The following is an 18,122-nucleotide window of genomic DNA, read 5'->3' on the forward strand; positions in this document are numbered from 1 at the left end:
TTTTAAGGAGAGAATAATGAAGTTATTAGAAGACCGCATTCATACAGACGGTCAAGTATTAGGACAAGACATTCTTAAAGTTGACCGCTTTTTGACACACCAAGTGGATTATCAATTGATGAAGGAAATCGGGAAACGTTTTGCACAAGTTTATGCAAATGCAGGAGTTACAAAAGTCGTAACCATTGAAGCAAGTGGGATTGCCCCTGCTTTATATGCTGCTGAATCACTCAACGTTCCAATGATTTTTGCTAAAAAAGCAAAAAATGTAACTATGAATGATGATTTATTGATTACAGAAGTTTATTCTTTCACTAAAAAATTAACTTCAACTGTCCAAATTTCAAGCAAACTCATTGAAGAAGGCGATAAAGTCTTGATTATTGATGACTTTTTAGCTAATGGTCAAGCAGCACTTGGTTTGGTTCATTTAATGGAACAAGCTAAAGCAGAAGTTGTCGGTTTAGGAATGGTGATTGAAAAATCTTTCCAAGATGGCCGTCAAAAACTTCTTGACCAAGGAATGAAACTTACCAGTCTTGCCCGGATTGAAAAATTTGAAGATGGTAAAGTCATCTTCGCCCCAGCCGATGATAAAGATTTCGACTAAGCTTAAGCAATAAGAAAATAAAAAAAGAAAAATTTAAGGAAAATCAAAATGTCTCAAAAAAATGAACAAAGCCAGGAGCAAAGTAACTCAAAATCTGCTGTTTTAGGATTACAACATCTGCTGGCCATGTATTCAGGTTCAATTCTTGTTCCAATCATGATTGCTGGAGCTTTAAATTACTCAGCAACTCAGTTAACCTATTTAATTTCGGCAGATATTTTCATGTGTGGTTTAGCCACTTTCTTGCAACTCCAACTACGTAAGCACTTTGGGATTGGCTTACCAGTTGTCCTTGGTGTTGCTTTTCAATCTGTTGCTCCATTAATTATTATTGGTCAAAGACATGGCTCTGGAGCAATGTTTGGTTCATTAATGGTTGCAGGGGTTTTCGTTATTTTGGTTTCAGGAATTTTCTCTAAAATCCGAAAACTATTCCCACCAATCGTTACTGGTTCAGTAATTACAACAATTGGTTTAAGCCTTATTCCTGTTGCTATTGGCAATATGGGGAATAATGTTGACAAACCAACAATCCAAAGTTTAATTTTAGCTATTTCAACTATAGTGATTATTCTTTTAATTAATATCTTTACTACTGGATTTATTCGTTCTATTGCTATTTTAATTGGGCTTATTGCTGGAACAATTTTGGCTGCTAGCATGGGCTTAGTTGATTTTTCAGTTGTTTCTCAAGCACCATGGGCACACTTGCCACAACCTTTTTATTTCTCAGCACCTAAATTTTATTTGGCTGATTCATTAATGATGATTATTATTGCTATCGTGTCATTGGTTGAATCAACAGGAGTTTATTTAGCTCTTGCTGATATTACTGGTGAAAATCTTGATGAAAAACGTTTGCGTAATGGTTATCGTGCGGAAGGATTTGCTGTATTTCTTGGTGGTGTTTTCAACACTTTCCCTTACACAGGTTTTTCACAAAACGTTGGTTTAGTGCAATTATCAGGAATTAAAACACGTAAACCTATTTATTTCACAGCTGGATTTTTAATTGTATTAGGACTTATTCCAAAATTTGCCGCTGTTGCACAACTTATTCCAACTCCAGTATTGGGTGGAGCGATGTTGATTATGTTTGGTATGGTTGCCACACAAGGAATTAGAATGTTGGCAAAAGTTGAATTTGAAGGAAATCAAAATCTTCTGATTGCTGCGGTTGCTATTGCGATGGGTGTTGGTTTTAACTCAACAAACTTATTTACAGCACTTCCAAGCTTTATTCAACCTTTTGTTTCTAATGGGATTGTGATGAGTACTGTTTCAGCAATTATCCTGAATTTAGTATTTAATCATGGAAAAAAAGATGAATTAGTTACTGACGAAACAAAATAAAATAAAACCACCGTTGAGGTGGTTTTTTTATTGAATTTTTTCTAAATCTCGCTGAAATTTCTTTTCAGAGTAAATTTCAAAAGAACCATCAGGTGCTACTAGGAGGTACTCTCCAAGTCGTCCAAAGGATGGAATACGTACTTGATTGACTACAAGATAAATATTATCCAGATAAGCATTACTCAGCTTATTTGGCGAAATATAAAGCCCTAGCCAGTCCAAATGTTTTATTTCTTTAGAAAGGGTATCATGCTCAGCTGGATTTTTTGTAGACATTCCGTCAGCAAGTAATTTTTCTTTGGTCTCCTTATTCATTGCAAATTGACCAGACCACGAGAGCTGTCCTTTCTTAAAAGCCTCTAAGCCCCACGATTCGTTTGCGGGATTAGTCAGGCTGATTTGCCAATATTCAACAATTTCATTGCCTAGTTTAGCCTTCATAAAATGCTCCTTATCTTTGTATCTCCTTCTTATTTGCCTTCATTATAGCACTCGCTAAATAAAAGAACAATAAAAAAACGCCTGTCAGTAACAGGGCGTTTGTCTATTTATAAATACAATTATTTTAACTTATCTTTTTCATAAGTATGAACGAGTTCTAGTCCACGGAAATCTTGTTGTTTTAAAGCTTCATAGACAATCATACAAGCACAATTTGATAAATTTAATGACCGAACATGTTCGTCATTCATCGGAATACGAATGCATTCATCACGATGTTCATGCATAAATTCTTCAGGTAAACCTGTATCTTCACGGCCAAACAAGAAGTAGTGATCTTTTTCATCATTGGAGTAATCAACGTCAGAATAAACATGCTCAGCAAATTTACTGACCAAATAGAGTTGTCCTCCGTCATTAATTGAATTCATAAAATCATCTAAATTTTTATGATAGACAATATTTACCTTATCCCAATAGTCTAAACCAGCACGCTTAAGATGCTTATCAGAAATTTCAAAACCAAAGGGTTCAATTAAATGTAAAACGGTATTAGTAGCCGCACAAGTGCGGGCGATATTTCCTGTATTGAAATGAATACGAGGTTCAAAAAGAGCAATATGATTCATGAAATACACTTTCTTAATAACAAAAATTTTACTGACAGCCTTATCAAAAAATCTATGAGTAAAATGTAATTATTTAAGAACATTTTACCATAAGCAGAAGAGCTGTCAGTAAATTAATTAAAGTAAAAAACAAAAAAACTAGACCCCTCGGAGTCAATCTCAGCAAGAAGTCTAGTTGGGGGACTAATTTGCTTTAATCATAACAGGAAAGATTGAAACAAATTAATATAATTGATATCATACCACTTCTTTTGTATTTTGTAAAGAGAAAACTAAATTTTTTTGATAAAAAAAAGAAATTATTTTTAAAAATGAGTGACCAATATCAAACTTGTCAAAGCGAAAACAGCAAAAATTTGCTATAATAGTAAAAGTAAAAATCAATGAGAGGGGTTGCTATGATAATTGGAATATGGGCAGAAGATGAAGCAGGTCTTATCGGTGAAGCTGATAAAATGCCTTGGTCTTTACCTGCTGAACAACAACATTTTAAAGAAACAACCATGAATCAAGTGATTTTGATGGGACGAAAAACGTTTGAAGGAATGAATAAACGTGTATTGCCAGGGAGAATAAGTATTATTTTAACTCGCGATGAAACTTATCAATCAGATAATGAAAAAGTGCTCATCATGCACAGCCCTAAGGAAGTTCTAGATTGGTACCATAAGCAAAATAAAGACTTATTTATCACAGGAGGAGCTGAAATTTTAGCCCTTTTTGAATCTGAACTTGAATTGCTCTATCGAACAGTTGTTCATGAAAAATTTAAAGGAGATACTTATTTTCCAAGTACATTTGACTTTGGAAGATTTAAGCTAGTCTCTGAAAAATTTCACGATAAAGATGAGCGGAATTCTTATACTTTTACAATTAAAAAATATGAAAAAGTGAAACAACCATGACAAAATCAATTTTTGGGCTTTTCACAGCTCTCCTTTGTTGGATTAGCATTGTCATCGCTATTCAATGCTTTAGAAAAAAACGTTGGGGTCTGGGAGTATTGTTTTTACTCAATGCTTTTACGAACCTCGTAAATACAATTCACGCTTTTTCTGGAACTTTATTTTAAAAAATAGAAAAAGTGCCTTTTAAGTAAGCCAATAATACTTACTTTTTATGTTAGTGAAATCAGGAAAAAAATAACTATGTCAAATACACAAAATCCAAATATACATTGTTCTTTCTGTGGAAAGAGTCAAGATGATGTAAAAAAAATGATTGCCGGTTCAGACGTTTATATTTGTAATGAATGTATTGAACTTTCAACTCGAATCTTAGAAGAAGAATTAAGAGAAGAACAAGATTCAGAAATGCTTGAAGTTAAAACACCTAAAGAAATGTTTGACCATTTAAATGAGTACGTGATAGGTCAAGAAAAAGCAAAACGTGCACTTGCAGTTGCCGTTTATAATCATTACAAACGAATTAATTTTACAGCAAGTAAAATTGCTGAAGATATTGAACTACAAAAATCAAACATTCTATTAATCGGACCTACCGGTTCTGGTAAGACTTTTCTCGCTCAAACTTTAGCGAAATCACTCAATGTTCCGTTTGCGATTGCAGATGCGACAAGTTTAACTGAAGCTGGTTATGTTGGAGAAGACGTTGAAAATATTCTCTTAAAACTTTTACAAGCGGGTGATTTCAATATTGAACGTGCTGAACGTGGAATTATCTATATCGATGAAATTGATAAAATTGCTAAAAAATCTGAAAATGTATCAATTACTCGTGACGTTTCCGGGGAAGGTGTTCAACAAGCCCTTTTGAAAATTATTGAAGGGACAGTAGCTAGCGTTCCACCACAAGGTGGACGTAAACATCCTAATCAAGAAATGATTCAAATTGATACCAAAAATATCTTATTTATCGTTGGTGGAGCTTTTGACGGGATTGAAGAAATTGTCAAACAACGTTTAGGTGAAAAAATTATTGGTTTTGGTGCCAATAATAAAAAATTAAATGACGATGACTCTTATATGCAAGAAATTATTGCCGAGGACATTCAAAAATTTGGATTAATCCCTGAATTTATTGGTCGTCTACCAATTGTTGCTGCTTTGGAACGTCTGACCGAAGAGGATTTGATTCAAATTTTGACAGAACCTAAAAATGCTTTGATTAAACAATATAAACAACTCCTTTTATTTGATAATGTTGAACTTGAATTTGAAGATGAAGCCCTCATGGCAATTGCTAGAAAAGCAATTGAGCGCAAAACAGGAGCGCGTGGACTTCGTTCAATTATTGAAGAAGTAATGATGGATATCATGTTTGAAGTTCCAAGTCATGAAGAAATTACCAAAGTTATTATTAATGAAGCAGTTGTTGATGGAAAAGCTGAGCCACAAATGATTCGAGAGGCCAAGAAAAAATGACCATAAATACAAATAATCTGACAATAACAATTTCAGCAGCATCAAAAAAACAATATCCAGAAAATGATTGGCCAGAAATTGCCTTAGCTGGGCGTTCAAATGTCGGTAAATCAAGTTTTATTAATACTTTACTTAATCGTAAAAACTTTGCCAGAACTTCTGGTCAACCTGGTAAAACACAGTTGCTCAATTTTTATAATATTGATGATCAACTTCATTTCGTTGACGTACCTGGTTACGGCTACGCTCGTGTTTCTAAAAAGGAACGCGAAAAATGGGGTAAAATGATTGAGGAATATTTGACAACAAGAGAAAATTTAAAAGCAGTTGTCAGCTTAGTTGATATTCGTCATGAACCCTCAGAAGATGATTTGATGATGTATGAGTTTTTGAAATACTACCATATTCCAGTGATTTTAGTTGCGACCAAAGCCGATAAAGTTCCACGTGGTAAGTGGAATAAACATGAATCTATTATCAAAAAAGCAATGAAATTTGATAGTACAGATGATTTTATTATCTTTTCTTCTACTGATAAGACAGGATTTGAAGAAGCTTGGGAAGCGATTTTAAGATATCTCTGAAAATAGTGCTATGAAGAGATTCATAGCCTTTTCTACACTTAAAAAGAGGAAATATGTACAAAATAAAACTTAATAATATAAAATTTAGGGCACATATTGGTGTTCTGCCAGAAGAAAAAGTTCTCGGACAAAATCTCGAAATTGATTTAATCGTGGAAACAAATTTTGATTTTTCAGGAAAAGACGAATTAGATGAAACTTTGTCTTATGTTGATTTCTATGAGGCAACAAAAGCAGTTGTAGAATCTTCAAAAGCTGATTTAATTGAACATGTTGCCTTTGAAATTATTCAAGCAGTAAAGGCTACTTCAGAGCGTATATCAACGGTTGAAGTCCATCTTAGAAAATTAGCCGTACCGATTGAAGGAATTTTTGATTCAGCTGAAATTGAGATGAGAGGCTAAAGCTGGTTTTTAAGATAAATATTTTAAAGAGATAGAAGAGAAACAAAATCATAAAAGATTATGTCTAAATGGAGGACTTATGCAAACAACTTACTTAAGCATGGGAAGTAATATTGGTGACCGTCAGTATTATTTACATGAAGCCATTCGTTTATTGGGAAAACACCCTAAAATTATGATTGAAAAAGTATCAAATTTTTATGAAAGTACTCCAGTCGGCGGCGTCAAACAAGATGATTTTACTAATTTGGCATTAAAGGTGGCAACGCTACTTGAACCTTTGGAATTATTATCTTTTATTCATGAAGTTGAGCTATCTTTGAACCGTGAGCGAAAAATTCATTGGGGGCCAAGAACAATTGATATTGATATTATTTTCTATAACGACTTAGAAATGCAAGAAGAAAACTTGGTTATTCCACATAAAGAAGCTTTTAATCGTCTTTTTGTCTTGAAACCTATTTTTGAACTTATTGATAAAGACTTTAAATATTATGCGTCAATAGAAAAAGCAATAGCCGAACTTTCAGTAAGTGAACAAGAGCTCCATGTGATAAAAGAAGAAAAAACACCGAGAAATCGTATTGAAGATGCCGTTAAAGAGATTCTCTTTGCAGTAGGGGAAAATCCAAATCGAGAAGGATTACTTGAAACTCCAGCGAGAGTAGCTAAAATGTATGAAGAAATTCTTTCATCACAACGCTTAAGCAAGTTTAATGAGTATAAACTTTTTGAAATTGATTCTTCTAAAACGGATTCAATTGTGTTGATTAAAGATATTCCTTTTTATTCAATGTGTGAGCATCATATGTTACCATTTTTCGGGAAAGCACATGTTGCCTATATCCCAGCTGATGGAAAAATTATTGGCTTGTCAAAAATTCCCCGTTTAGTTGATTATGTTTCGCGCAAACTCTCGGTTCAAGAAAATATCACTCATGATATTGGAGATATTTTGACTGATATTTTGAGTCCTAAAGGAGTGGCAGTTCTTGTTGAAGGACGTCATATGTGCGTTGAAATGCGTGGAGTAAAAAAAGTAAATTCTATTACTAAAACTTCTTATTTTTTAGGTGAATTTAAAGAAAATAATGAAAAAAGAATGGAATTTTTAGAAAGTCTTTTATGAAAATCTTAGAACTTAATCAAGAATCTTTTTCTCTTAAAAATATTATCCTAAAATTTGATGAGTTAAATCACAATGAAATGATTTCTCTTCAAAAAAAACTTTATCGAAATGGTAGTTTGACAAGACTGGCTCCAGACTCCTTGTTAGTAGTTTTAACAATTGATGACTTAGCAAAATTGATTAATCTTTTTGAAAATGATGAAGATAAAAAAATGCTTGAAGTGATTTATAAGCGTCATCAAATCATTTGGTCAGGTAAAAATTTCAATTTTGATTTAACTAGAAAGTCAATTGTCTATTCAATCGTCAATGTTACACCAGACTCTTTTTATGATGGAAATCCAGATAATTTAAACCTCTCTCATATTTTAAAAAGAGTAGAAGCTGATTTAGAAAATGGAGCTTCTGTTCTTGAGCTGGGAGGGAAATCATCGAAACCAGGATATGACGATATTAGCCCAGAAGAGGAATGGAACAGACTGAAAGAACCTATTCTTGAGTTGAAAAAAAACTTTCCTAAAGCGATTTTTGCTGTCGATACGGATGAAGCTTATGTCATGGAACGAGTTTTAGACGCTGGGGTTGATATTATTAACGATATTGATGGTTTTGATACAAATGATAAATTAAAAGTGGTAGAAAAGTATCAACCGGCTTTAGTTGCTATGAATAATGGGCGAGCTGGTTTTAGTTATGCTGATAATGTTTATGAAGAACTTCCATTATTTTTTGAAAATAAAAAAGAAGAGTTACTTCAACTTGGTTTAAAAGCTGAACAAATCGTTATTGATCCTGGAGTTGGTTTTTTTAATGGAGATTCAGGTTCAGATAGTCTTGAGCGGGTTAAATCAACTGAAATTTTAAGCAGAATAGGTTTACCTCTTATGATTGCAATCTCTCGTAAGTCATTTATGGGAAAACTCTTCAATGCCCAAGGAGATGAGCGGCTTTTTTCAAGCCTTGTCCTAGAAGCGCAAATGGTTGCTGACGGGGGACGGATTTTGCGTGTTCATGATGTTAAGGAGACTAAACGTTTACTCGATGCAATTGAAATTTATAAGGAATTTTAAAAATGAATGAAGACCTAATTGCTGAAATTCAAGCTTTATCTGCTATTGGAAGTGAAGAAAAATTTTCCGAGATTATTCGATTATTGAAAAATTCGACTTTAGAGCTTCGGGGGAAAAAGAATCCAGATTTACAATTGTCAGCAAGTGCATTAGTTTTTAAAAAACATAAACTATTTTTTATTGAACACCCTTATCAAAAGGAGCTTTTGCTTCCAGCAGGTCATGTTGAACTAGGAGAAAAGCCATTGGAAACTGCGATTCGTGAGTTCCATGAAGAAACAGGTTTTTCAGCGTCAGAATCAGGCAAGTTGGTAGATGTTAACTTGATTAATATTCCTTACAACAAAATTAAGAATGAGAAAGAACATCAACACATTGATTTTCGTTTTCTATTGGAACTAAAAGAAAAAGAAGCAGACCTTGCTGAATTGCCTTTTTTCCTTCTTGATAGAACTGAAGCTCCTGATGAATTTAAAAAATATTATCAATACAAAAGATAAAGTAGAAAAGGTCACAAAATGTCTATAGAAGAAGCATTGGAATGGATACATTCACGTTTAAAATTTAATATTCGCCCAGGCCTAAGTCGTGTTTCGGCCCTTTTAGAATTGCTTGGTCATCCAGAAGAGTCTTTGTCAATGATTCACGTTGCTGGAACAAATGGAAAAGGCTCCACAGTCGCTTTCACACGCTCAATCTTTATGCAGGCAGGTCTGAAGGTTGCTTCTTTCACAAGTCCTTTCATCACCACTTTTGGTGAGCGGATGTCGATTAATGCACTCCCGATTGCTGATGATAAATTAATTTATTATGTAGAAATGATCCAGCCTCTTGTTGCTGAACTTGATAAAGATGCTGAACTGACTGGAATTACCGAATTTGAAATTATCACGGCAATGGCTTTTAAATATTTCGCTGATGAGCAGGTTGATTTAGCGGTTATTGAAGTTGGTTTAGGTGGACTTCTTGATTCAACAAATGTGATTAAACCTGTTGTTTCTGGAATCACAACAATCGGTTTAGATCATATTGATATTCTTGGTTCGACGATTGAAGAAATTGCAGCTCAAAAGGCTGGAATTATTAAACCAGGAATTCCAGTAGTTGTTGGAAATATTGAGTTAAAAGCACTTCGGGTTATATGGGAAGTGGCTAGAAAAAATACAGCGCGTGTTTATCAATTTCCATATGATTATCGTACGGAAGTAGAAGAACACGAACATTTCAATTTCTTTTCTGGTCAAGAAGCAATATTGGATATTGAAAAATCTTTAGTTGGCTTACATCAAATAGAAAATGCTGGTATGGCTATTGAACTTTCTCTGGTTTATGCAAGTAAGGTTGGGATTGAATTGACTGAGGATGTGATTCGCTCTGGAATTCGTGAGGCTTTTTGGCCAGCTCGTATGGAAAAATTGGGTGAAAAACCACTCATTTTACTGGATGGTGCTCATAATGTTCATGCGATGAATCGTTTGCTTGAAAACCTTAGCTCTGAGTTTCCAGATAAAAAGATTACAATCATTTTTTCAGCCATTACTACAAAAGATATTAGTCAAATGATAAAAATGCTTCAAACTGTGAAAAATTCGCATCTGATTTTGACAACTTTTGATTATCCGAAAGCTTTGAATTTGGGAAATTTTCAAAGATTGGAAGAAGAAGGGGTTGAATTGGCTCCAAGTTGGGAATTAGCTTTAGTTCGTGCGCAAAAAAATTTAGCTGAAGATGATTTGTTATTAGTTACAGGCTCTCTCTATTTCTCATCTCAAGTTCGTGAGTTTTTGAAAAAAGAGAAGTAATAACTAAAATGATTTTTTAGTTTTTAAAATTAATAAATAGTTGTAAATTTAAAAAATTCGGCTATAATAAAATAGATTTATAAATTCATTTCTTTCTTTTGAAGAAATGACGAGGAGGAAAAGACAATTTTGATCGTATTAGCAGGTACAATTGGTGCAGGGAAGTCGAGTCTAGCAAAGGCTTTAGGAGAACATTTAAAAACGGATGTTTTTTATGAAGCAGTGGACAATAATCCTGTACTTGATCTTTATTATCAAGATCCTCAAAAGTATGCTTTCTTGCTACAAATCTATTTTTTGAATAAACGTTTTGAATCAATTAAAATGGCTTATCGTCAGGATAATAACGTGCTTGACCGTTCGATTTTTGAGGATGAGCTTTTCCTAACTTTGAACTATAAAAATGGAAATGTAACAAAAACTGAATTGGAAATTTATCAAGATTTATTAGCAAACATGTTAGAAGAACTTGATGGAATGCCTAAAAAACGTCCGGATTTATTGGTTTATATTGATGTGTCATTTGAAACAATGCTCTCAAGAATTGCACAACGTGGTCGTTCATTTGAACAAATTGAAAATCAAGAAGGATTAAAAGATTATTATGCTCAAGTGCATGATGAATATCCTGATTGGTATAAAAATTACAACATTTCGCCAAAATTGAGAATCGATGGTGATTCTATTGATTTTGTCAATAATCCTGAACATCTTGATGAAGTTTTGGGACAAATCGATAATGAGTTGAAAAAACTAGATTTGCTTTAAAAAATAGTGAAATTATTATTACTGACAAGGCTGTCAGTAATTTTTATTCTTTTAAATTTACTGAGCTTTCTGTCAGTAAATTTTTTTCGATAAAAATGGTATAATATTAAGAAATTGAGCGAAAGTTATTTTTTGAATTATCTTAAAATTTAATTTTTGTTTGAAAAGGAGAAGTGATGACAGTAAATATAGCAATATTGGGGTTTGGGACAGTTGGAACTGGGCTTCCAACTTTAATTTCTGAGAATAAAGAAAAACTATCAAAAATTTTAGATGAAGAAATCGTCATTTCAAAAGTTTTGATGAGAGATGAAAAAGCAATTGAAAAAGCTAGAGCACAGGGTTATCAATATGATTTTGTTCTAACTTTAGAAGAAATTTTGGCTGATTCTGAGATTTCAATTGTTGTTGAGTTGATGGGACGGATTGAACCGGCTAAGACCTACATTACGAAAGTGATTAAAGCGGGTAAAAATGTTGTCACAGCCAATAAGGATTTACTGGCTGTTCATGGAACTGAATTGCGTGCTTTGGCAGAGAAACATCATGTTGCTCTTTATTATGAAGCGGCTGTTGCTGGTGGGATTCCAATCTTAAGAACTTTAGCCAATTCATTTTCATCAGACAAAATCACACATCTTTTAGGAATTCTTAATGGAACAAGTAATTTTATGATGACGAAAATGTCAGAGGAGGCATGGACTTACGACCAATCTTTGGCCAAAGCTCAAGAACTTGGTTATGCTGAATCTGACCCAACAAATGATGTTGACGGAATTGATGCCAGTTATAAATTAGCGATTTTAAGTGAATTTGCTTTCGGAATGACTCTAAGTCCTGATCAAATTTCTAAATCTGGCCTCAGAACGATTCAAAAAACTGACGTTGAGATTGCTCAACAATTTGGTTATGTTTTAAAATTGACAGGTGAAATTAATGAGGTTGAATCAGGAATTTTCGCTGAGGTTAGCCCAACTTTTCTTCCCAAAAGTCATCCATTGGCCAGTGTCAATGGTGTTATGAATGCTGTTTTTATTGAATCAGATGGAATTGGGGATTCAATGTTCTATGGGGCGGGAGCAGGTCAAAAGCCAACCGCTACGAGTGTTTTAGCTGATATTGTTCGAATTGTTAAACGGGAAAAAGATGGAACAATTGGGAAGTCATTTAATGAATACGCACGTCCAACGAGCTTAGCTAATCCTCACGATATTGTAAATAAATATTATTTTTCCGTTGAAACACCAGATTCAACTGGGCAATTATTGCGCTTGGTGGAGTTATTTACAAGTGAAGATGTCTCTTTTGAACAAGTTTTACAACAAAAAGGTGATGGACATCGCGCAGTTGTTGTGATTATCAGTCATCAGATTAACCGCGTTCAACTTTTGGCCATTCAAGATAAATTAAAAGAAGAAGTAGATTTTAAATTACTTAATTATTTTAAAGTTTTGGGGGACTAGGAAAATGAAAATTATTGTACCAGCGACATCAGCAAATTTAGGTGCAGGTTTTGACTCAATTGGTATTGCGGTCAACTTGTATTTGACAGTGGAAGTACTTGAAGAAAGTAATGATTGGAAAATTGACCATGATTTAGGAAATAATATTCCTACTGACGAAAAAAATTTATTACTGACCACGCTGTCAGCAGTTTTGAAAGCTAAAAATTCCAGTCTGTCAGTAAAATATCATTTGAAAATGACTTCGGAAGTTCCTTTAGCAAGAGGTTTGGGTTCATCAAGTTCAGTCATTATTGCTGGGATTGAATTAGCTAATCAACTAGCAAAGCTAAATTTGACAACAGAAGAAAAACTTGAACTTGCTTGTGAAATTGAAGGACACCCTGATAATGTTGCACCAGCACTTTTGGGAAATTTAGTTATAGCAAGTACTGTTGCTGACAAAACGAATTATGTTAGCTCAGACTTTCCTTCATGTAAACTTCTAGCTTTTGTTCCAGACTATGAGTTAAAAACTGTTGAAAGTCGAAAAGTTTTACCTAAGGAATTGGCTTACAAAGAGGCCGTTGCTGCCAGCTCTATTGCAAATGTACTGACGGCCAGTCTTTTGACAAAAAATTTAAAAGTTGCTGGGCAAATGATAGAGTCTGACCGTTTTCATGAAAATTATCGCGCTTCTTTAGTTCCTGAACTGAAAATTTTGCGAGAAATTGGTCATGAATTTGGTGCTTATGGAACTTATTTATCTGGGGCGGGGCCAACAGTAATGCTCCTTTTACCCGATGATAAGCTGAATTTACTGACAGAAAAAATTAATGAGCAAAATTTATCTGGTCAACTTTATTCCTTGGAAGTTGACAGTAATGGATTACAAGTAGAAGAATCTGTATTATAAATACAGATTTTTTTCTTGATTATTTTACATATAAAATGATATAATCATTAAAGCAAAAAAGAATGTAAAGTAGTTCACTAACTTTCATTTTATTTGTCAGAACAAGGTTTTTGATTGATCATTTTTTTAAAATTAAAAGTAATGAATAATTAAATTTCTTTTATTGACAGGAAATGTGATTTAAATGAAAAACCATTATTGCCCTACTGTCCGCTTTTTTAAAGCAAGAGTTTAAAAAGAAAAGGAAACTCAAATGTCTCAAACAAAAAAAGCAAAAGTCAGAAATCTGATTATTGCTGCGATGCTAACTGCACTTGGAGTTTTAATTCCAATGATTATGCCGGCTAAAATTATTATTGGTCCTGCATCATTCACGCTTGCCTCACATGTTCCCGTAATGGCTGCCATGTTTTTTAGTCCATTAATGACCGCTTTTGTTGCTCTAGGAACTACCCTAGGATTTATGATTAGTATTCCGGTACCAACTATTTGGTTGCGTGCCCTTATGCATCTCCCTGTAATGACAGTGGGTGCTTATGTCCTAAAGAAACATCCAGAACTTGTTCATCAAAAAGTTAAAATCCAAATTTTTAATTTTATTCTCGGTATTTTTCATGCTGGTTTGGAAACTTTAGTAGTTTATGTTTTTTATTCTTTAGGATTTGCAAATATTGATCAAGCTGCTCTACTTAATCTTCTATTATTGATTGGTTTTGGTGGTCTTGTTCACAGTATGATTGATTTCAATTTAGCGCTTGGTTTGTGCAATGTTTTGAGCAAAGCCTTCCCAATTGATATCTTCGATAAAGCTAAAGGTTTCTTGAATAAAAAGAAAGTTAAAGCCGAAATTTAAGACAAAATTGTCATCTTTAATAGAAAATGATAAAATAAGGATATGATAAAAGAAACTGACCTTGAAAATATCCCAGATTTGCTGGTTAAATTTAATGAACCATTATCAAAATATACTTATACAAAAGTAGGTGGACCAGCAGATATCTTAACTTTTCCAGCTACAATTGAAGCACTGACAGAATTATTAGTCAAAGCAAAATCAACTGACACAGCAGTTACTGTGCTTGGAAATGCTTCAAATTTGATTGTGCGTGATGGTGGAATTCGTGGCCTTGTGATTTTACTTGAAAAATTAGAGTCAGTAAAAGTGGCTGGCTATACGATTGAAGCTCAAGCTGGTGCAAAATTAAAAGAAGTAACACAAGTGGCACAAGCAAATTCACTGACAGGTTTTGAATTTGCCTGCGGAATTCCAGGTTCAATTGGCGGTGCTGTTTTCATGAATGCTGGAGCTTATGGTGGCGAAATTTCTCAAGTTTTGGTAAGTTGCAAAGTTATGGATACTGACGGAAACATTTCGGTTCTGACTGCAAGTGAAATGCAATTTGGCTACCGTCATTCTGTCATTCGTGACAAAAATTTGGTTGTTTTGTCAGCAAAATTTGAACTCCAAGCAGGTGATCCGACTCAAATTCAAAATGAAATGAATCGACTCAATTTCCTGCGCGAAAGTAAGCAACCCTTGGAATATCCAAGTTGCGGTTCAGTTTTCAAACGCCCAGTCGGCCATTTTGCTGGACAATTAATCCAAGAAGCTAATCTACAAGGCGTACGCATTGGCGGTGTTGAAGTTAGCAAAAAACATGCAGGTTTCATGGTTAATGTTGCAAATGGAAATGCGACAGATTATGAAAAACTTATCGCACATGTTATTGATAAAGTGAAAGAAAACTCAGGGGTTACTCTTGAACCTGAAGTTAGAATAATCGGTGAAAAATAAGACAGGATTTTCCTGTCTTTTTCAAATTTCAACTTGATAAATCATCTAATTTAAGCTATAATTAATGATGTTCTGTGCATATACAGAAGATTTGACCGCTCAATTTTACTGACGAATAAGCCGTCAACAAATTAGACCTTTCTATCTGCCAATTTAATGGTTGAATTCTGGATTTAATTTACTGACAGAAATTTCAACAAAGTCGAAATTTCCTTTATCTACCGCTTCAATGGCTTCCTCTGGTCGCATTGAACTGATAGAAATTTCAGCAAAGCTGAAACTTCCCTTATCCACCGATTCAATGACTTCCTTTGGTCGCATTGAACTGACGAAACTAAAAATTTCTCAAAAATACTTTTAGTCAGTAAAAATAACATCTCGTCAGTAAAATATTGACGATTTGTCAGTAAAAATTGAGCCAAGGCCAGACGGACAGCCGGGTCAAAAGCCGAAATTGGCGACTTTCGTTGCCTTATTGATTAACTCTTTTTAGGAGTTATGGGGAATATAAAAGCCCCACCCAAGAAAAACACGCTTTGGCGCATCAATAAGAGTATTAAAAGTTCTTCTGCTGTATAGACTCTGCACTAGATTTTTCTGTTTTTCCTTTTGGAATCAGAAAACTTAAATTGATGATGAAACCAAGCGTTGGCTTGGTTTTTTATATTACTTACAAGCAATTTTACGGCTTATCACATCTTTATATTCAAAGGAATTAAAAAAATGTCAAAAACAATTATCGAATTTAAAAATGTCAGTAAAACTTATGCTGACACTGATACAACCGTTCTTAAAGATATTTCATTTGAACTAGAAGAGGGAAAATTTTATACTCTTTTAGGCGCGTCAGGTTCAGGAAAATCAACAATTTTAAATATTATTGCTGGGCTTCTTGATGCAACCGATGGTGATGTTATTCTTGATAATAAAAGAATTAATGACTTACCCGCAAATAAACGAAATGTTCATACTATTTTTCAATCCTATGCTCTTTTTCCAAATATGAACGTTTTTGATAACGTCGCTTTCGCTCTTAAAATTAAAGGGGTAGATAAAAAGGAAATTGCCAAGCGCGTCTCTGAGAGTTTAAAACTCGTGCGTTTAGATGGCTTTGAAAAGCGTTCAATTACTAAATTATCAGGAGGGCAAAAACAAAGGGTAGCTATTGCCCGTGCCATAATTGATCGCCCTAAAGTTCTCTTACTTGATGAATCTCTTTCAGCACTTGATATGAAACTCAGAAAAGATATGCAATATGAATTAAGAGAGTTACAACAAAGTCTTGGAATTACATTTATCTTTGTTACGCATGACCAAGAAGAAGCGCTAGCGATGTCTGATTGGGTCTTCATCATGAATGAGGGTGAAATTGTGCAATCAGGGACTCCAACTGATATTTATGATGAACCAATTAATCATTTTGTTGCTGATTTTATTGGTGAATCAAACATTCTAAACGGAAGAATGATTGAAGACTACCTCGTTGAATTTAATGGTCAGAAATTTGAAGCTGTCGATGGGGGGATGCGTAAAAATGAACCAATTGAGGTTGTTATTCGCCCTGAAGATATCTGGTTTACACTTCCTGACGAAGGCAAATTCAATGTAAAAGTAGATACTCAACTCTTTCGTGGCGTCCATTATGAAATTGTAGCCTACGATGAATTTAATAACGAATGGCTCATTCATTCAACACATAAAGCCATTGTTGGAGAAACAGTTGGACTCGATTTTGACCCAGAAGCCATTCACATCATGCGTCTTAATGAAACCGAAGAAGAATTTGATGCACGTATTGAAGAATATGTTGAAGAAGAAGAAACGGTCGGTTTAGCTAATGCTGTCGAAGAAGAAAATGCCGAAGAAGAAGCTGCCATTCAAGAAGCCGTTAAAGAAGCGCTTGAAAACACGATGGAATTGACAGAACTTGCTGAAACAGTGAATGAAATTTTACAAAAGCAAGAGAATGAACCTGAGTCAGAAAATAAAGAAAGTGGGGCTAATAATTGACCAAAAGAATTTATTCTGTTCCCTATTTTCTCTGGATTCTTTTCTTTGTTATCGTCCCTTTGGCCATGCTTTTATGGCAATCATTTTTTGATTTAAATGGTCACTTTACCCTTAACAATTATATCCTCTATTTTTCTAGCGGAACTTACCTCTTAATGACATGGAACTCTATTCTCTACGCACTGATTATTACTGTAGCAACCCTTGTCATCTCCTACCCCGTAGCTTATGTTTTGACCAAACTAAAAATGAAACAATTTTGGCTCATGCTTATTATTTTACCTACTTGGGTTAACTTGTTACTCAAAGCTTATGCCTTTATTGGAATTTTTGGTAAATATGGTTCAGTTAATAACTTTTTACAGTTTTTGGGAATTGGACGGACACAGATTCTATTTACTGACCTAAGTTTTATTTTGGTCGCATCATATATTTCCATTCCCTTTATGGTTTTACCAATTTTTAATGCTTTAAATGATTTAGATGATAATTTGGTAAATGCGAGTGCCGATTTAGGCGCCTCACGTTTCCAAACTTTTACTCAAGTGATTTGGCCACTTTCATTAAACGGTGTTAGAGCTGGAGTGCAGGCTGTCTTTATTCCTAGTTTGTCACTCTTCATGTTGACGCGTTTAATCGGTGGGAATAAAGTCATCACACTCGGTACGGCCGTTGAAGAACACTTCCTAACGACACAAAACTGGGGAATGGGTTCAACCATTGCTGTTGTTTTAGTTGTAGCCATGTTGATTGTCATGAGAATGACGAAAGAAAGGAGAGATTGA

General features: G+C 34.2%; 21 protein-coding genes. 18 read left to right on the plus strand and 3 right to left on the minus strand.

Annotated elements, in window-relative coordinates:
• The first annotated feature begins 16 nt into the window (after positions 1–16).
• Together IAE51_RS00930 and IAE51_RS00935 are read left to right on the plus strand one after the other, a co-directional pair.
• Complete coding sequence (locus IAE51_RS00930; protein ID WP_003132093.1) at positions 17–610, plus strand: xanthine phosphoribosyltransferase; 594 nt, start codon at positions 17–19, stop codon at positions 608–610.
• A gap of 48 nt (positions 611–658) precedes the next feature.
• Positions 659–1,963, plus strand: coding sequence for a nucleobase:cation symporter-2 family protein (locus IAE51_RS00935; protein ID WP_033899494.1), 1,305 nt, complete (start codon positions 659–661; stop codon positions 1,961–1,963).
• 27 nt (positions 1,964–1,990) lie between these two features.
• Here the strand turns inward: IAE51_RS00935 and IAE51_RS00940 are convergent, their stop codons facing one another.
• Complete coding sequence (locus tag IAE51_RS00940; RefSeq protein WP_200094512.1) at positions 1,991–2,404, minus strand: hypothetical protein; 414 nt, start codon at positions 2,402–2,404, stop codon at positions 1,991–1,993.
• Positions 2,405–2,523: 119 nt separating this feature from the next.
• Positions 2,524–3,033: a tRNA (cytidine(34)-2'-O)-methyltransferase gene (locus IAE51_RS00945; protein ID WP_033899498.1), complete on the minus strand. Its 510-nt coding sequence runs from the start codon at positions 3,031–3,033 to the stop codon at positions 2,524–2,526.
• A gap of 398 nt (positions 3,034–3,431) precedes the next feature.
• Between IAE51_RS00945 and IAE51_RS00950 the strand changes: the two genes are divergently transcribed.
• The 14 genes from IAE51_RS00950 (at position 3,432) to murB (ending at position 15,327) form a co-directional block, all read left to right on the plus strand.
• Positions 3,432–3,938: a dihydrofolate reductase gene (locus IAE51_RS00950; protein ID WP_010905786.1), complete on the plus strand. Its 507-nt coding sequence runs from the start codon at positions 3,432–3,434 to the stop codon at positions 3,936–3,938.
• On the plus strand, positions 3,935–4,105 hold the full coding sequence (locus tag IAE51_RS12115; RefSeq protein ID WP_003132101.1) for a hypothetical protein: 171 nt from the start codon (positions 3,935–3,937) through the stop codon (positions 4,103–4,105). The genes IAE51_RS00950 and IAE51_RS12115 overlap by 4 nt, the downstream gene beginning before the upstream one ends.
• 76 nt (positions 4,106–4,181) lie before the next feature.
• Positions 4,182–5,417, plus strand: a complete 1,236-nt coding sequence (gene clpX / locus IAE51_RS00955) for an ATP-dependent Clp protease ATP-binding subunit ClpX (RefSeq protein WP_200094514.1) — start codon at positions 4,182–4,184, stop codon at positions 5,415–5,417.
• Positions 5,414–6,001: a ribosome biogenesis GTP-binding protein YihA/YsxC gene (yihA, locus tag IAE51_RS00960; protein WP_010905788.1), complete on the plus strand. Its 588-nt coding sequence runs from the start codon at positions 5,414–5,416 to the stop codon at positions 5,999–6,001. Before clpX ends, yihA begins: the two co-directional genes overlap by 4 nt.
• 53 nt (positions 6,002–6,054) lie before the next feature.
• On the plus strand, positions 6,055–6,405 hold the full coding sequence (folB, locus tag IAE51_RS00965; RefSeq protein WP_003132106.1) for a dihydroneopterin aldolase: 351 nt from the start codon (positions 6,055–6,057) through the stop codon (positions 6,403–6,405).
• Positions 6,406–6,484: 79 nt separating this feature from the next.
• Complete coding sequence (folE, locus tag IAE51_RS00970; RefSeq protein WP_109990864.1) at positions 6,485–7,534, plus strand: GTP cyclohydrolase I FolE; 1,050 nt, start codon at positions 6,485–6,487, stop codon at positions 7,532–7,534.
• Entirely contained in the window at positions 7,531–8,604 is a 1,074-nt protein-coding gene (folP, locus tag IAE51_RS00975) for a dihydropteroate synthase (RefSeq protein WP_033899512.1), read from the plus strand. Before folE ends, folP begins: the two co-directional genes overlap by 4 nt.
• A 2-nt stretch (positions 8,605–8,606) precedes the next feature.
• Positions 8,607–9,104, plus strand: coding sequence for an NUDIX domain-containing protein (locus IAE51_RS00980; RefSeq protein WP_021721819.1), 498 nt, complete (start codon positions 8,607–8,609; stop codon positions 9,102–9,104).
• 18 nt (positions 9,105–9,122) lie between these two features.
• Positions 9,123–10,406: a folylpolyglutamate synthase/dihydrofolate synthase family protein gene (locus IAE51_RS00985; protein WP_200094517.1), complete on the plus strand. Its 1,284-nt coding sequence runs from the start codon at positions 9,123–9,125 to the stop codon at positions 10,404–10,406.
• Positions 10,407–10,532: 126 nt separating this feature from the next.
• On the plus strand, positions 10,533–11,174 hold the full coding sequence (locus IAE51_RS00990; protein WP_032398530.1) for a deoxynucleoside kinase: 642 nt from the start codon (positions 10,533–10,535) through the stop codon (positions 11,172–11,174).
• A gap of 176 nt (positions 11,175–11,350) precedes the next feature.
• A complete protein-coding gene (locus tag IAE51_RS00995; RefSeq protein ID WP_003132116.1) occupies positions 11,351–12,637 on the plus strand; it encodes a homoserine dehydrogenase in 1,287 nt (428 codons plus the stop codon).
• A 4-nt stretch (positions 12,638–12,641) separates the two neighbouring features.
• Positions 12,642–13,532, plus strand: coding sequence for a homoserine kinase (thrB, locus tag IAE51_RS01000; RefSeq protein ID WP_057720245.1), 891 nt, complete (start codon positions 12,642–12,644; stop codon positions 13,530–13,532).
• A 253-nt stretch (positions 13,533–13,785) separates the two neighbouring features.
• Complete coding sequence (gene niaX / locus IAE51_RS01005) at positions 13,786–14,385, plus strand: niacin ECF transporter S component NiaX (protein WP_200094519.1); 600 nt, start codon at positions 13,786–13,788, stop codon at positions 14,383–14,385.
• Between the two features lie 42 nt (positions 14,386–14,427).
• A complete protein-coding gene (gene murB / locus IAE51_RS01010; protein WP_033899523.1) occupies positions 14,428–15,327 on the plus strand; it encodes a UDP-N-acetylmuramate dehydrogenase in 900 nt (299 codons plus the stop codon).
• 153 nt (positions 15,328–15,480) lie between these two features.
• Here the strand turns inward: murB and IAE51_RS01015 are convergent, their stop codons facing one another.
• Positions 15,481–15,621, minus strand: a complete 141-nt coding sequence (locus IAE51_RS01015) for a hypothetical protein (RefSeq protein ID WP_023189302.1) — start codon at positions 15,619–15,621, stop codon at positions 15,481–15,483.
• 429 nt (positions 15,622–16,050) lie between these two features.
• Here IAE51_RS01015 and IAE51_RS01020 point away from each other — a divergent pair, with 429 nt between their 5' ends.
• Positions 16,051–17,337: an ABC transporter ATP-binding protein gene (locus IAE51_RS01020; RefSeq protein WP_033899526.1), complete on the plus strand. Its 1,287-nt coding sequence runs from the start codon at positions 16,051–16,053 to the stop codon at positions 17,335–17,337.
• Positions 17,334–18,122: an ABC transporter permease gene (locus IAE51_RS01025; protein ID WP_012897758.1), complete on the plus strand. Its 789-nt coding sequence runs from the start codon at positions 17,334–17,336 to the stop codon at positions 18,120–18,122. The genes IAE51_RS01020 and IAE51_RS01025 overlap by 4 nt, the downstream gene beginning before the upstream one ends.

The sequence above is a fragment of the Lactococcus sp. S64 genome, from assembly GCF_016516525.1.
Taxonomy (GTDB): Bacteria; Bacillota; Bacilli; order Lactobacillales; family Streptococcaceae; genus Lactococcus; species Lactococcus lactis.

Excerpts from the sequence above, each read along its gene's own strand:
- IAE51_RS00940 (WP_200094512.1), bottom strand. The coding sequence starts at position 2,404 with ATGAAGGCTAAACTAGGCAATGAAATTGTTGAATATTGGCAAATCAGC.
- folE (WP_109990864.1), top strand. The coding sequence starts at position 6,485 with ATGCAAACAACTTACTTAAGCATGGGAAGTAATATTGGTGACCGTCAG.
- IAE51_RS00935 (WP_033899494.1), top strand. The coding sequence starts at position 659 with ATGTCTCAAAAAAATGAACAAAGCCAGGAGCAAAGTAACTCAAAATCT.
- IAE51_RS00950 (WP_010905786.1), top strand. The coding sequence starts at position 3,432 with ATGATAATTGGAATATGGGCAGAAGATGAAGCAGGTCTTATCGGTGAA.
- folP (WP_033899512.1), top strand. The coding sequence starts at position 7,531 with ATGAAAATCTTAGAACTTAATCAAGAATCTTTTTCTCTTAAAAATATT.
- IAE51_RS12115 (WP_003132101.1), top strand. The coding sequence starts at position 3,935 with ATGACAAAATCAATTTTTGGGCTTTTCACAGCTCTCCTTTGTTGGATT.
- yihA (WP_010905788.1), top strand. The coding sequence starts at position 5,414 with ATGACCATAAATACAAATAATCTGACAATAACAATTTCAGCAGCATCA.
- clpX (WP_200094514.1), top strand. The coding sequence starts at position 4,182 with ATGTCAAATACACAAAATCCAAATATACATTGTTCTTTCTGTGGAAAG.
- IAE51_RS00930 (WP_003132093.1), top strand. The coding sequence starts at position 17 with ATGAAGTTATTAGAAGACCGCATTCATACAGACGGTCAAGTATTAGGA.
- niaX (WP_200094519.1), top strand. The coding sequence starts at position 13,786 with ATGTCTCAAACAAAAAAAGCAAAAGTCAGAAATCTGATTATTGCTGCG.
- IAE51_RS01020 (WP_033899526.1), top strand. The coding sequence starts at position 16,051 with ATGTCAAAAACAATTATCGAATTTAAAAATGTCAGTAAAACTTATGCT.
- IAE51_RS00985 (WP_200094517.1), top strand. The coding sequence starts at position 9,123 with ATGTCTATAGAAGAAGCATTGGAATGGATACATTCACGTTTAAAATTT.
- murB (WP_033899523.1), top strand. The coding sequence starts at position 14,428 with ATGATAAAAGAAACTGACCTTGAAAATATCCCAGATTTGCTGGTTAAA.
- folB (WP_003132106.1), top strand. The coding sequence starts at position 6,055 with ATGTACAAAATAAAACTTAATAATATAAAATTTAGGGCACATATTGGT.
- IAE51_RS00980 (WP_021721819.1), top strand. The coding sequence starts at position 8,607 with ATGAATGAAGACCTAATTGCTGAAATTCAAGCTTTATCTGCTATTGGA.
- IAE51_RS00995 (WP_003132116.1), top strand. The coding sequence starts at position 11,351 with ATGACAGTAAATATAGCAATATTGGGGTTTGGGACAGTTGGAACTGGG.
- IAE51_RS00945 (WP_033899498.1), bottom strand. The coding sequence starts at position 3,033 with ATGAATCATATTGCTCTTTTTGAACCTCGTATTCATTTCAATACAGGA.
- thrB (WP_057720245.1), top strand. The coding sequence starts at position 12,642 with ATGAAAATTATTGTACCAGCGACATCAGCAAATTTAGGTGCAGGTTTT.